Genomic DNA, 12010 nt, shown 5'->3' with positions numbered 1-12010 from the left:
GCGTGGCGGCCCGGGCGGGCGGGGGGGGGGGGGGGGGGGGCCGCCGCGGGGGGGGCCGGCCCCGGGGGGGGGGGGGGGGGGGTCAGTCGCCGGGGGTGAGGTCCTCGCCGCACGTGGCGCACTTCGAGTGGGCGCTGAGCAGGCCACCCATGGCGTCGTACAGGTGGATCTGGTGGACATCGCCGCCGCAGCCAGCGTGCTCGACGTTCTCGGCGCGGTAGGTGTGCTCGGGGCCGCCGCCCCAGTCCTCGGTGTGGATGAGGGTCCACTGGATCTGGTCGGCGTCAATCTTGCTCACGGTGGTCTCCTCGGTGGGTGGTTGGTGCCGCCCGCGGACGGGCGGCTGACGGGCGTCAACGGGGTGTCAGGCGGCCGCGGGGACGGCGGCGTGGTGGCGGCCGATCTGCTGGCCGATCCAGCGGGCGTAGGACGGCGGGATGGACTCGCGGATGCCGTCGCGGTTCATCCAGGGGACGCCGAGGTCGTCGCGGGCGTCGGCGACGCCGCTGAAGTTGCCGACGTAGTGGGCCATCTGGCCGGGGATGCGGGGGCGACCCATCTGGGTGATGGGCAGGTCGTGGCTGGGGTGGTGGGGCTGGTCGAGTACGAGTCCGCCGCCGGCTTCGATGAGGCGGTCGCGGTAGGTGCGGTGGCCGAACATCTGCCCGCACAGGACGATCGGGTCGATCATGTGCGGTTTGGCGCCGGGGACGTTCTCGATGACCCACGGCACGCCGAGCTGGTTGAACGCGTCGCGGGTGGGTGCGATGAGCATCGGGTGGTCGTTGCCCTGGAGTACCTGGGCGTCGGAGTAGCCCTGGCAGGGCGGGGAGCCGTGCACGGCCGCGGCGTTGGCGGTGATCCAGGCGGCAGCGGCGGCGAGCACGGTGAGGGCGTCGCCCTGGATGAACGCGTTGCCGCAGTAGCGGGGCTGGTCGTCGAGGTCGACGCCGATCACGTAGTAGCCGGCCTGCTGGTAGCCGTGGGTGGCACCGCCCTGGCAGCAGTAGAAGTCCACCAGGACGGGGCGGTCGTCGGCGTCGGCGAGCACCTGGTCGAGGAACTCGGCGAGCGCGGCCTGGTTGCCGGTGTGGTGGTGGTTGAGGCGGTTCATGGTGGTGGGTCCTCAGCTGGTCGTGTCGCGGGCGGCGGCGCGGTCCCGGCGCTCGATGCGGATGTCGCGGAGTTCGTCGCAGATCTGCTCGTAGCGCTGGCGGGCGCGGTTGAGGGTCTGGCGGGCGTCGTCGGCGTCGGCGGGCGGCGGGGTGTCGGTCCCGGGCACCGCCGGCGGTGGTGAGGGCCTCGATGGTGAAGCTGCCGCCGTTGTTGAACCCGGCGAGGATCCGGCCGTGGCCCGCGTCGAGGTCGATGGTGATGTCGATGTCGTCGGAGAGCAGGTACGGGCTGACGTCGTTGGCGATGAGCTCGGCAAGGTGGTCCGGGCTGACGGCCCAGGTGGTGAGCGGTGCGGGCGGCTGCGAGCCGTTGCGGCCTCCGCGTCGGCCGACGCGGAGGTAGGTGACGCGGTAGAGGGTCTGGGTGCCGCCGGGGTTGGCGGCCATGTCGTCGAGGCTGGGGGTGATGAGCTCCTCGGCCCGGTCCCGGACGGGGAGCGGGGTGCGCTGGGCGCGGTCGACGGCGGCGCGGAACGCGGCCTCGGCAACAATGAGTTCGGCGGCGTCGGGGTGGCTGGGCATCGGGGTCTCCGTGGTGGGTGTGCGTGGCGGCCCTTCTGCGGGCCTGTGGGCGGTGGGGTGGCACTCGGGGTGCCCGGGGCCGTGCGCGGCCGGGAGGGGTCCGGTCCTGGCCGCGCACGGGGCCGTCAGGTGGTGGGTTCAGAACGGGATGTCGGGCTGTCCGGCCCACTTCGCGGCGTTCTTGTCGCCGCAGGGGGTGCAGATCCACCAGCCAGCCCCGTTGGGTTCGGTCATGGGCTGCTCGCACCATTCGCAGCGCGGACCGTACTTCTCGCGGTGCTCGGCCAGCTGGGCCTCCAGCTGCCGGACCCGGGCGAGGAGGGCGGCGACGTCCCGGTGGGCGTTGAGGACGAAGTCGCGGTCGGCGTCGGCCTGGTCGCCGTCTCCGAAGTCGAGGCGGCCGATGGGGATGTTGGCGGCGCCGAGGACTCCGTGCTTGCCGAGTCCGGCGTACGCCTCGTAGCGCCAGTCGCCTCCAGTGGCGGCGTCGGTGCGGGCCTGGATGGCGCCGAGGTCGAGCTGGTCCATGGCTCAGGCCTCCTGGGTGGAGATGGCGGCGTAGAGGGCGTCCCTGCCGGTGTCAGTGAGGGTCAGGCGGTGGCCGCGTGTTGGCTCGTGGTCGCCAACGGTGATCAAGTGGGTCTCGGTGAGGTGGCGGAGGGTTCCGGGGGTGATGCCAGCGCCAACGTGGAGGGGGTCACGGAAGACGTGGATCTCCTCGGTGGCGATGCGGAAGAGAACGGCGAGGCGAGCGACGGCGAGCAGGTCGGTGGGCTGGGGCTGGTTCATCGGGCGTTCTCCTCGGCGGGGGTGGCGAGTTCGAGCAGCAGGTCTGCGTGGCAGAGCTGGCCGGGCGCGCACCGGCAGACGAGGTCGTGGCCGGCGAGCTCGGTGCGGGCGTCGGCGACGGTGAGTGCGGGCCCGGGGTAGGTCCACAGCCGGACGTCGGCGGTCGGGGCGGTGAGGGCCTGCCGGTACAGGTCAATGCATTCCTGCCGGGTCATGTAGCGGATCGCGTGCGGGGTGACGCGGCCGTCGGGGTGCTTGTAGTGGTGCCAGCGGCCGGCGGAGCTGATGCGGTCCTCCAGTTCCCAGTCCGAGCCGTCGAGGGCGGGGACGCGGGCGAGGGCGTCGCGGGTGCGCCAGCGCCAGGGGGTGGCCCAGCGGCTGCCGGGGCCGACGTAGATGGCTCCCTCGGGGGCGCGCCAGCCGCGAACGGGCGGACGATGCAGGCGGATCGGCATCGGGGTCTCCTCAGGCGGCGGGTTGGGTGGTGAACTTGGCCTCGGCATGCGCGGCCAGGGCGGCCACGTCAATCCCGATGGCTTCGGCGTCGTCGTACGCGGCCTCGTGCGCGTCGCCCTTCTGCAGTTCCTCGCTGATGTCGTCGAGCAGCAGGGCGAGGTCGGCCGCCTGCATCACGCTGGCGAGCGCACCGAGAAGGCGGTGGGCCCACCAGGCGTTGATGGATGCGTCAGCGTGGGCGCCGGTGATGCCGCGCGGGCCTCGGGCGATGCCGACACTGTGCGCGATGGTCTGGCGGAGGAAGATCTCGTGTCGGGCGCGAGTGACGTCGGTGGTCGGCTGGGCAGTCATAGCGATCTCCTCAGATAGAGGGGTGAGTGGCGGTCTGGTAGCCGTCGGCGGCTCGAAGGACCGTCAGGCCGCCGCACGGCGAGCAGCAGCGCGCCGACGACGATCCGCCCGGTACGCCTCGGCGCAGGCTCCGCACGCGCCCTCCCCTCGGTAGCGGTGGGCATCAGCGCCACCAGGCGTCCCGTGCTTGATCGGCCGCAGCCGCGTGTGCGGACGCGTCCGCAACTGCCGGCCGTACTCACGGTTCGCGGTCGTGCACGCCTCGCACGGCGTCTCGCCGTGGTCGAGGTGCCGGTGGTAGGCGGCCTGGGTGCCGCAGGGCTTCAAGTCGGGCTTCAACTCGCGGGGGAGGTTCAGGCCGCACGCCGCGAGAAGCGCCTCGATCTCGGCGTCGGACGGGTTCGAGTTCACGATGCTGCTCCTCACGGGGGTTAGTGGCGGTCGAACAACTTGGCGGCCGGCGTGGGTACGGCCGCCAAACCGGTCACACGGTTTAGGCGCGTGCGGCGCGGCGAGCTTTTATGCGGGCAAGGGTCTGAGCACCAGTCGGGACAGTCCACTCGTGCCAGCCGGCCGCGCGGGTCCACCGCTGCATGTGCTCACGCTCGGGGACGCCGCAATGGCGACACCCGGACGGATCGGTGGCGCCGGTCGAGCCGGCCATCAGACGGCCGGGGCAAGGTCGAGGCGGATCATGGCGGCGGCGTCGCCGTGCAACACGCACTGCGCGTTGCTGGCGGTGGCGGTGTGCACAACCTGCTGCGGTCCGAGCTCGCGACACAGGACGGAGACACGGCGGCCGATCTCGGGGACGGTGACGCCGAGCTCAGCGGCGAGAGCAGCAACGGTGATAGTGGACGCGGGCATGAAGGTCTCCCTGGCAGAGTTAGGTGAACGGGACGCTGATCAGGCGGCGAGGGCGAGGCGGGCGAACAGGTAGGCGGCAGCCTTGTTGGTCTTCGGTCGGTAGACCACGAGCGCGGCGTCAATCTGGGCGGCAGTGAAGGTCTTCGCCGGAACCGCGAGGATGACCAGGCGGCCGGTGGACTTCGAGCGGCGCAGCTTCAGGACGGTCACCGTCGCGACGCCCGGGCCGGCGGCCTTGGAGAAGGCGGGGGCGAAGCGGTCGGCGGTGGCGGTGTCCATGCCGCGCTGGATGAGGGCGGTCTTCGCGGTGAGGGGCTGGCCGTTGCGCAGTGCGCGGGAGGTCTGACGCTGGTTGTGGGTGCGGGCCTTGATGATCTGGCGGGCGGTGCGGGCGGCGGCGTTCACGGGCTTCCCCAGAGACATTGAGCGCTTCTTTACAGCGCTTCTTTGTATCTCTAGTTTGCCCCCACGCCTTCCATGATCGCAAGTAAGTAGCGATGATTTGTTGCGCTGAATCTGAGCGCTTGACCCCATCGATACCCTTGAGTCATGACCGACAAGGAGCACCCCCGCATCGCCGCCATCCGAGCGGCCACCGAGAAGTTCGAGAAAGCCCGCGAAGCCGTCGAACAGGCCATCTATGCTGCCTACAGCGACCCCAGCGTCAAGCGTGGCGAGATCGCAGACGCGTCCCCCTGGACCGTCGCCCACGTCCGCAAGCTCGCCCGCGACCATGGCATCGCAGCCGACCCCGCCTACGCGAAGCGCACCGCGACGGCCCGCAAGCGCGCCCAGGAGCACGCCGCCGCCGAATAGTCCGCATCGCCCCGCAAGCCGCCGGCCCGCCACGCCGAGCGGCCATTCGCGCTGCTCGCGCCCGGTCACCGCTCCGCCTCGAAACGCCGCACCGGTATCCCGCCCGCCTCCGCGCGCCGAATGCAGTCGCGCGTTCCGCGTGACCCCGGCAGGAGGAACGCCAGGCAGTAGCGGGCACCCGCGTCAACCATCGCCTGATTGCGCCGCGGGCCAGCCGTTGGACAGAACTCGCTGCCGTCCCGCCGCACCCGGCGATGCCCCGACCGACATCCCGGCCCGCAGTTGTCCCAATCGGCCTCGAATGGGTCGCACAGGATGCCAGCCCGACCGGCCCACTCCTGCGCGAGCCTGTCAGCGCCGGTCTCGCAAGCCCCGTGAACGACCGTGATCGACCGGAACGCCTTGAACGCCACCCCGAGCGCCCACTCCAACTGCGCCCGATCCGACCAAGCCCGCGAACCGGTCACCAAAATCCGAGACACCCCGGTCACGGCCGCATCCCCACCGCTGCGCACCGAATGCACGAGAACCCCACCGGCGGCGACCCGAAGCACGTCCCACACGTCGGCGCCACCACGCCGTCCCCGGCGGCCAACAGCGCCAACTCCGGCGCCCACTCCAGCCAGATCAGCAGGCTCAGCAACAGATTCGAATCCGGCGCCCCACCACGCCGCATCCGACTGAACGCCCCCGACGTCGTCCCCAGTGCTGCCGCCAACCGCCGACGCGACCAGCCCAACTCCGCAAGACGGCCGTCCACCAACTCCAGCAGCCGCACAGTGTCCAGCCGGTACGCCGTCACGACAGCACCCCCGCATCCACCAGCCGCGCCACATGCAGCGTCCGCGGCATCACCGCGCCGGCCACCGGGCGACACCAGGCACCCGCGCCCGCTTCGCACCGTCGGCACGCGACATCAAGCGCCGGCTGCCCTGCCGTCAACAACTGCCGGGCGTGCTCGTCACGCTCCCGCTCCGCCTTCCCGGCCGCGCGACGCAGCTGCGCCCCGGCAGCCGCCAGGCAGTCCCTGAGGGCCTTCACCCCACGGCGAAGATCGGCCGCCTCAACCGGCGTCAGGCGGCGGCACTCGGCAGCGTCGACGAGCTGCTCCACACGACCGGGCGAAGGCGCCGGGGCGGCTGTTCGGGCGGACGATTCGGGAAGTGCTGCGGCTCTGTTCGCCATGATGGCCTCAAATCGGGGCGAGAAGGGGGCAAGGGGCGCCTGTCGGTATGGGGTTGGGGTGATTGGGCGTGGCGGGTCCCGTCGGGCCTCTGGGGGGCCTGTGGGGCGTTTCGGGTGAACCGAGAGCGCCTCAAGGGCCGCAGCAGCGACAGGTCATGACGCTCGACCACAAGCCGCAACAGTCACGACGTCTCGTCGAACTCGTCATCCGCGTACGCACCCGACAGGTACTCCGTCCGCCACGCCCGCCCGCAACTGCCGCAGCGCCACTCGGTGCAGATGTGGGTCCCGTCGTCGGTCCGCTCGACCATCCGGGCCTGGGCCAGACAGGACGGGCAGTGCTCGGTGAGGGTCATGAGAGCGCTCCGGTGGGGGAGTGGCCGGTGAACCGGTCGGCGTCGACGGGCGTGTACGAGCGCCACGGCCACGAGCCGTCTGCGCCCTGGCAGACGAACGCCGGCCACTGCCGTTCCTCGCGGGCGCCCCGCCACGGGATGACCCGTCGGGCCCGGTCGTCCTGGGCGGAGCGGGCGTCCTCGACGGGCCTCAGGCCCATGCCGTACTCGGGCCAGCGCAGCCACAGGCCGGAGCCGACCGGGGCGAGAGGGCGGGGGCCCTGGCCGTTGCCCTTCGCGGCGTGCGCCTCCAGGACCACCGCCGAGTTGGCGACGAGCCGGGCCTGGTCGAGGGCGACGGTCACCTTGCGGGTGAGCTCCTCGGAGTTGGGGTCGCCTTCGTGGAGCCGGTAGATCGGCCCCACAACGAGGAGATCGGGCTGGACGGCTTCGACGCGGCGCATCAGCCACGCGCGGCCGGCTGCCCGGGTGAGGTCGACGCCTTCGGGGCGTAGGTCGAAGTGGAACTGGCCGCGACGCACGGGCATGTTCTGCCGGTCGGCGATCTCGAAGAGGCGGCTGTAGTGCCGCCTGGACTGGCGGACGTTGTTCTCACAGTCCAGGACCAGCACCCGTCGTGGCCCGTCGGCAGACGGGCTGCCGTCGAAGGGCAGGATGCCTGCGGCAACGCACACGGCGATCTGCCGCAGCAGCACCGACTTGCCGCCGCCTTCGCCTGCGGTCCAGATGCATCTTTCGCCGCGTTCCAGGTAGCCGGGGCTGACCCAGTCGTAGCCGGGGTCGGGGCCGTCGAGGAAGTCGAGCATGTCGACGACCGGGGCGTCTTCGGCTGCTCGTCCGGCGTCGCGGACGGTCCTGGCGAGGTCGACGGCGGTCTCGGCGAGGTCTCCTGCGTCGGCGTCGGTGTCGGGGATCCAGCCGAGCTGGGCGATGCGCTGCCCGGTCTCGATGAGCGCGCGACGCTGGGCGAGGTCTCGAATTCGCCAGGCGAGCCACTCGGCGTCGCCGCCGTAGTAGGCGGCCTGAACGCAGGCGGCGAGGTAGGAGCCTCCGCCGACGCGGTTCAGGGCTCCCTGCCCTTGGAGTTCGGCGGTAACCGTGTACAGGTCGATCGGCTCGCCGCGGTCGCTTACGGCCGTGATGGCGCTGTGGATCGTCTCGTGCGCGGGGCGGTAGAAGTCGGTGGCGACGACGGGGTGGTCGCGGAGCAGGCGCCGGCCGTTCGCGGCGGTTATGACGCGGCCGAGGTAGGCATGTTCGGCTTCGAGGTCGTGGGGACGGAGCCGGTTGAGGTCGCCGAGCTGGTCGAGTTCGGGCGGCGAGGTGAAGGTCATCAGAAGACCCCTCGGTCTGCGTAGGTCTGGTAGCTGGTGGGTTGTTGGCCGCGTTGCTGGGCCTGGGCGCGGAGCCGGAGCTTCGGGTACTGCTTGCGAAGGGTCGGCATGGAGAGGACGTTGGAGCGCCAGAACTCGTCGGCCTGGGACCAGCGGATCGCGCCGAGGACGTCGGGCAGAGCCACCTTGTCCGTGTCGATCATGAGGCGGGCTGCGTCGCGCCAGCGCTTGGTGATGTTCGGGCGCTTGGTGCCGTTGGCGGCGATCAGGTCGGCGAGCAAGGTGCAGGCCTCCTCCACGTCCGGCCGCTCCGAGCGGGCGGACCGGATGTCGACGACATCCGCGACGAAGAGAGAAGGGGAATGGGGTAGGGGTAGGGGAAAACGCCCGCGCGCGCGCGTTGAGCCTGCCTCCACCCCTTCCGCAAGGGGTTCCGCAACCCCTTCCTCAACCCCTTCAGGGAAGACTGCCGCAGGAGGCTTCGGATCCGGCTCCCGGAACGCCGCCCGCAACGCCGCGATGTGCCGCGACACCTCCTGCAACGGCGACAGCCCCTTACGGCCCGGCTCGTCGCTCAGCTCCTCCAGTGGGATCCGTTCAACCTCCGCGAGCAGCGCAGCCCGCAGCGGCCGGGACGCGATCTCCAGCGCCCCCGACACCATCGCGCCCATCACCTGCGGCTGCTTCCACACTCCGTCGTTGCGGACGAAGGAACGCACCAGCAGCTCCTCGGTGTCCTCGTCGACCACGACGAACCGGTGTGCGGACAGCAGTGCGAGCTGGCTGCGTACAACCGCGGGGCTCAACCCGGACGCCTTGGAGCTCCACCGCTTCAATGTCAGCGGCAGCAGGCCGGCGTGGTTGAGGTTGGGCTGACTGATGAGGAACAGGTAGAGCCGCTGGATCTCCCCGGGCAGAGCGGTGAAGTCGGGGTCGTCCCAGATGCGGGTGAGAACCCGTCCGTGACCGCGTGCCATGGTGCCGTGCTCCCTAACAGTGGTTGATGGGGCGATCGGTGGGTGCGGGACCTAGAACGGGGGCTCCTGCTGAGGGGCACCCCAGCCGGACTGCGACGGCACCTTCGACTGCGACCACGGGTCATCGGTCCGGGGCGCCTGCTGCGCCCCGCCCTGCGCGCGGTTCGCCCGGGAGACCTTCGCCGTCGAGTTCCGCAGGGACGGGCCGACCTCGTCGACCTCGACCTCAAAGACGGTCCGCTTCTGCCCGTCCTTCTCGTACGACCGCTGACCGAGACGGCCCTGCACGATCACCCGCATGCCCTTGGCCAGGGACTCGGCGACGTTCTCCGCCGGCTGCCGCCAGACGTTGCAGGTGAGGAACAGCGCCTCGCCGTCCTTCCACTCGTTCGTCTGACGGTCGAAGGTGCGGGGGGTGGACGCGATGCGGAACTTCGCGACCGCGACGCCCGACGGCGTGAACCTGAGCTCGGGGTCGTCGACCAGGTTTCCGACGAGGGTGATCTGGGTTTCTCCGGCCATGACGATCCTTTGTGTCGAGGGTGAGGGTCTGCTTGGCGCAGACGGGGGGCAAGCGGCGGCCTTCGTCGGGAAGGTGCATGAGGCCGCCGCGGTGCGTGCAGCACCTGGCCCTGGTGGCTCAGTGGAGTCGGCCACCCCATGCCAGGACCGCGGTCATGCCGCCGGCGCGAGGCGCTTCTTCTTGCTGAGCTCCGCCCGCTCGCCGGGGGTCTTGCCTCCCTGGATGCCGTGGCGCCCCTTGACACCCGTCTTGCCCTCACGGTCAAGAGCGTTCTGCAGGCAGGCGGCAACGACAGGGCAGCGGTCGCAGTACTCGCGAGCCTCGGCGACCTGCTTCAGACCCGTTGCGTTGCTGTAGGAGACGGGGTAGAAGAGCTCCGTGTCGACCCCCTCCGCCCGGCAGGTCGCGAACTCCCCCCAGCTCATCGCTGCTCCCCGAGCTGCCAGATCCGGATGACCGCGCCGGGCCGGTCCAGGGCGTCAACGCCTTCACCTGGGTGCATCTTGCGGGCGACAACTTCGACGATGCGAGAGTCGTCAGCGATTGCGCCGGCTGTGGTCAGGGCGTCGAACGTGGAGCGCAGGAGCTTGTCGATGTCGCCGCTGTCCCGGGTGGTCGGCCAGGTGATGCGGGTCTTGGGGGCGGAAGCAGGCTTGCGGACGGTGAGCGCGACCTCAATGCTCAGCGGCCCGTCGAGGGGCACGCACTTGGCAGTCTCCACGGCGGCCTCAGCGGCGGCGTGCACGGCCTGCCGCCAGGGCTTGACGCGCAGGGACTCCTCGACCAGCCGGCCGCGGCCGACATGCCGCTTGCTGCCCTGTGGGGCCGGCCGGTGGCCGAGGACGGTGATGGTGAGGACGGGTTCGGCGAGGATGGCGGTGTCAGTCACGGGTGCTCCATGCGGTGATGGCGAAGGCGACGAGGGCGAGTGCGATGCCAGCCAGGACAGCCAGCGCGAGCGCGTATCGGGTGAGCACGGATCGTTTCTGTGTGAGGTGGTGGTAGGCCTGCACGGCGCCGACTCCGGTGTGGGCACACCAGAGCAGCGCCAGGCAGGCGGCGAAGGTCACGCCGCGATCGGAGCGGCCGACGCGGCGGCACCGGCCGAGGCCTGGTAGTGGCGCTCGTTGGCGGCCTGGAGGTCACGCAGCCGGTCTTCGAGGGCGATCTGGCGGTCGGCGAAGTCCCGGCGCGCCGACCGGAGTTGGTGGCGAAGCTGCTGGATCTCGGCCCGGTACCGGGCGCAGGCCCGCAACGCCCGGCCAAGACGCTCGGCGTGGCCGACCGCTGCCTCGGCCCAGGCCTCCGCTCGGAAGAGGAGGGTGGCGTTCTCGATCCGTGCCGTGGTCAGCTTCTTCTGCGCGGCCATGACGTCACCAGCGAAGCGCTCCGACCGGCCGAAGGCGATCGCGGTCTCGTTCCTGGTTGCTCCGAGTGCCATGTTGAGCTGCCGCACCCGGCTCTCCAGCCAGGCGTTGCGCTCTTCGAGTCCGGCTATGCGGCGTCTTCTACCAAACATGGCGTTCCCCTTCGAGGATGTCGCTGGAGCTGAGAAGGCCGAGGGCGCAGGCGATACCGACGGCGTGGGTGGGATTGGCGGCCTTGAGCGCGACGAGGACGGCTCGCAGGTGGAGTCGCACGTCACGGACGCCGATTCCCCACCTGTCGGCGATCTGACCGGGCTGCTCACCTCGGGCGTACCCGAGGATTACCGCCGACTGGACTGGGGTCAGCAACTCCCTGTCGCGCCCATGGACCTTCCTGCTCACGACGCCACCGCCACGGGCACCTGGAGCAGGGGCCACGAACCGTCGATCACCTTGTTCGGCGACCCGCCCTGCTCCGGCGTCGCCTTCGTCCGGAACCACTGCTGCAAGCCGGCCTGCTGCTCTGCCCGCCACCCCTGCTGCGCCCCGTAGAGCCCGGCCGGACCGAGGGCGTTCAACCACGCGTACTTCTGGAACTGGGCCTCGGCGATGAAGAGGGCGGCGAGGGCGTCGGCTTCGGCGGTGTGCCAGTCGGTGAGACGCACGCCGTAGATCTCTGCTGTCGGCTTCAGCTTCCGCATACCGGTGCCCTTGCGGTAGCGGTCGACGTGCTTGTCGATGACGTGCGGGTCGACGAGCGGGGGGTGCGTGGCGGTGATGTGTTCGTCCATCGGCGCAAGGCCGTGACGGAGCAGCTCGAAGTGCAGCACGCTCCAGTCGAACGACAGGTTGAACGCGACGATCGGCACACCCGAGTTGAGCGACTCCGCGAGCAGGCCGGCGATCTCCTCCAGGGCTGCTCGCGGGTCCTGCCCGTCGGCTTCCGCCTGTTCGGTGGTGATGCCGTGGATGGCCGTGGCCTCGTTGGGGATCGGCACGCCGGGGTTGACGAGCCAGGTGCGCACCGCGGTCTTCTGGTTGTGGCCACCGCGGAGGGCGAGGGCCGCGGTGACGATGCGCGCGTCCATCGGGTTCGGGCCGGTCGTCTCGGTGTCGAATCCGCCGCGGCGGACCCTGTCGAAGTACATGAGCTCCTCCTCTTATGGGGGTGGGGGAGAATGGGGTCGTGGGGGGGGGGGGGGTTGTGGGGGGGGGGGGTGGCCCCCCCCCACCCCACCCACGCGGATATGAGGGGAGGGGCGGGGCGGGGCGGCGGACCCCCCCGCGGACGC

23 protein-coding genes are annotated in these 12010 nt (G+C 71.0%); 1 reads left to right on the top strand and 22 read right to left on the bottom strand.

Annotated features, from left to right (window positions below; all coding sequences use genetic code 11):
* Positions 1–82: 82 nt before the first annotated feature.
* The 10 genes from ACFVHV_RS09385 to ACFVHV_RS09340 all read right to left on the bottom strand — a co-directional run bounded on the left by ACFVHV_RS09385 (position 83) and on the right by ACFVHV_RS09340 (position 4583).
* Positions 83–298, bottom strand: coding sequence for a hypothetical protein (locus ACFVHV_RS09385; protein WP_380350295.1), 216 nt, complete (start codon positions 296–298; stop codon positions 83–85).
* 66 nt (positions 299–364) lie between these two features.
* Positions 365–1114, bottom strand: a complete 750-nt coding sequence (locus ACFVHV_RS09380) for an SAM-dependent methyltransferase (protein ID WP_380350293.1) — start codon at positions 1112–1114, stop codon at positions 365–367.
* Between the two features lie 12 nt (positions 1115–1126).
* Positions 1127–1282 carry a hypothetical protein gene (locus tag ACFVHV_RS09375; RefSeq protein WP_380350291.1) on the bottom strand — a complete coding sequence of 52 codons (156 nt, stop codon included), beginning with the start codon at positions 1280–1282 and terminating at the stop codon, positions 1127–1129.
* Between the two features lie 553 nt (positions 1283–1835).
* The gene (locus tag ACFVHV_RS09370; RefSeq protein ID WP_380350289.1) at positions 1836–2225 is read right to left on the bottom strand and encodes a hypothetical protein; all 390 of its coding nucleotides are present in this window, start codon (positions 2223–2225) and stop codon (positions 1836–1838) included.
* Positions 2226–2228: 3 nt separating this feature from the next.
* On the bottom strand, positions 2229–2486 hold the full coding sequence (locus ACFVHV_RS09365; RefSeq protein ID WP_380350286.1) for a hypothetical protein: 258 nt from the start codon (positions 2484–2486) through the stop codon (positions 2229–2231).
* Positions 2483–2941, bottom strand: coding sequence for a DUF4326 domain-containing protein (locus ACFVHV_RS09360; RefSeq protein ID WP_380350283.1), 459 nt, complete (start codon positions 2939–2941; stop codon positions 2483–2485). Before ACFVHV_RS09360 ends, ACFVHV_RS09365 begins: the two co-directional genes overlap by 4 nt.
* 10 nt (positions 2942–2951) lie before the next feature.
* Entirely contained in the window at positions 2952–3293 is a 342-nt protein-coding gene (locus ACFVHV_RS09355) for a hypothetical protein (RefSeq protein ID WP_380350280.1), read from the bottom strand.
* A 63-nt stretch (positions 3294–3356) separates the two neighbouring features.
* A complete protein-coding gene (locus ACFVHV_RS09350) occupies positions 3357–3704 on the bottom strand; it encodes a hypothetical protein (RefSeq protein ID WP_380350278.1) in 348 nt (115 codons plus the stop codon).
* 252 nt (positions 3705–3956) lie between these two features.
* Positions 3957–4160 carry a hypothetical protein gene (locus tag ACFVHV_RS09345; RefSeq protein ID WP_380350275.1) on the bottom strand — a complete coding sequence of 68 codons (204 nt, stop codon included), beginning with the start codon at positions 4158–4160 and terminating at the stop codon, positions 3957–3959.
* 39 nt (positions 4161–4199) lie between these two features.
* The gene (locus ACFVHV_RS09340) at positions 4200–4583 is read right to left on the bottom strand and encodes a hypothetical protein (RefSeq protein WP_380350272.1); all 384 of its coding nucleotides are present in this window, start codon (positions 4581–4583) and stop codon (positions 4200–4202) included.
* A 126-nt stretch (positions 4584–4709) separates the two neighbouring features.
* Here ACFVHV_RS09340 and ACFVHV_RS09335 point away from each other — a divergent pair, with 126 nt between their 5' ends.
* Positions 4710–4976 carry a hypothetical protein gene (locus ACFVHV_RS09335; RefSeq protein ID WP_380350269.1) on the top strand — a complete coding sequence of 89 codons (267 nt, stop codon included), beginning with the start codon at positions 4710–4712 and terminating at the stop codon, positions 4974–4976.
* Positions 4977–5041: 65 nt separating this feature from the next.
* On the opposite strand, the gene ACFVHV_RS09330 is transcribed toward ACFVHV_RS09335, so the two are convergent.
* From ACFVHV_RS09330 to ACFVHV_RS09275, 12 genes are all read right to left on the bottom strand, one after another.
* Positions 5042–5794, bottom strand: a complete 753-nt coding sequence (locus ACFVHV_RS09330) for an SLOG family protein (RefSeq protein WP_380350498.1) — start codon at positions 5792–5794, stop codon at positions 5042–5044.
* The gene (locus ACFVHV_RS09325; RefSeq protein ID WP_380350266.1) at positions 5775–6089 is read right to left on the bottom strand and encodes a hypothetical protein; all 315 of its coding nucleotides are present in this window, start codon (positions 6087–6089) and stop codon (positions 5775–5777) included. The genes ACFVHV_RS09330 and ACFVHV_RS09325 overlap by 20 nt, the downstream gene beginning before the upstream one ends.
* A 254-nt stretch (positions 6090–6343) precedes the next feature.
* Positions 6344–6517 (bottom strand): hypothetical protein, encoded by a 174-nt coding sequence (locus ACFVHV_RS09320; protein ID WP_380350263.1) that lies wholly within the window; start codon positions 6515–6517, stop codon positions 6344–6346.
* Positions 6514–7851, bottom strand: a complete 1338-nt coding sequence (locus ACFVHV_RS09315; protein ID WP_380350260.1) for an AAA family ATPase — start codon at positions 7849–7851, stop codon at positions 6514–6516. Before ACFVHV_RS09315 ends, ACFVHV_RS09320 begins: the two co-directional genes overlap by 4 nt.
* On the bottom strand, positions 7851–8828 hold the full coding sequence (locus tag ACFVHV_RS09310) for a hypothetical protein (RefSeq protein WP_380350257.1): 978 nt from the start codon (positions 8826–8828) through the stop codon (positions 7851–7853). The genes ACFVHV_RS09315 and ACFVHV_RS09310 overlap by 1 nt, the downstream gene beginning before the upstream one ends.
* 51 nt (positions 8829–8879) lie before the next feature.
* On the bottom strand, positions 8880–9350 hold the full coding sequence (locus ACFVHV_RS09305; protein ID WP_380350254.1) for a single-stranded DNA-binding protein: 471 nt from the start codon (positions 9348–9350) through the stop codon (positions 8880–8882).
* Between the two features lie 153 nt (positions 9351–9503).
* Complete coding sequence (locus ACFVHV_RS09300) at positions 9504–9776, bottom strand: WhiB family transcriptional regulator (protein WP_380350251.1); 273 nt, start codon at positions 9774–9776, stop codon at positions 9504–9506.
* A complete protein-coding gene (locus ACFVHV_RS09295) occupies positions 9773–10240 on the bottom strand; it encodes a RusA family crossover junction endodeoxyribonuclease (RefSeq protein WP_380350248.1) in 468 nt (155 codons plus the stop codon). The genes ACFVHV_RS09300 and ACFVHV_RS09295 overlap by 4 nt, the downstream gene beginning before the upstream one ends.
* Positions 10233–10421 carry a hypothetical protein gene (locus ACFVHV_RS09290; protein ID WP_380350245.1) on the bottom strand — a complete coding sequence of 63 codons (189 nt, stop codon included), beginning with the start codon at positions 10419–10421 and terminating at the stop codon, positions 10233–10235. Before ACFVHV_RS09290 ends, ACFVHV_RS09295 begins: the two co-directional genes overlap by 8 nt.
* Complete coding sequence (locus ACFVHV_RS09285) at positions 10418–10870, bottom strand: hypothetical protein (RefSeq protein WP_380350243.1); 453 nt, start codon at positions 10868–10870, stop codon at positions 10418–10420. Before ACFVHV_RS09285 ends, ACFVHV_RS09290 begins: the two co-directional genes overlap by 4 nt.
* Positions 10860–11120 (bottom strand): hypothetical protein, encoded by a 261-nt coding sequence (locus ACFVHV_RS09280; RefSeq protein WP_380350240.1) that lies wholly within the window; start codon positions 11118–11120, stop codon positions 10860–10862. Before ACFVHV_RS09280 ends, ACFVHV_RS09285 begins: the two co-directional genes overlap by 11 nt.
* Positions 11117–11866, bottom strand: a complete 750-nt coding sequence (locus ACFVHV_RS09275) for an exonuclease domain-containing protein (RefSeq protein ID WP_380350237.1) — start codon at positions 11864–11866, stop codon at positions 11117–11119. Before ACFVHV_RS09275 ends, ACFVHV_RS09280 begins: the two co-directional genes overlap by 4 nt.
* Between the last annotated feature and the right edge of the window lie 144 nt (positions 11867–12010).

This window comes from Kitasatospora sp. NPDC127116, assembly GCF_042677365.1.
Classification (GTDB): Bacteria; Actinomycetota; Actinomycetes; order Streptomycetales; family Streptomycetaceae; genus Kitasatospora; species Kitasatospora lactacystinica.
Note: the sequence above shows the minus strand (reverse complement) of the source record. Positions and strands in the feature narration are given on the sequence as shown.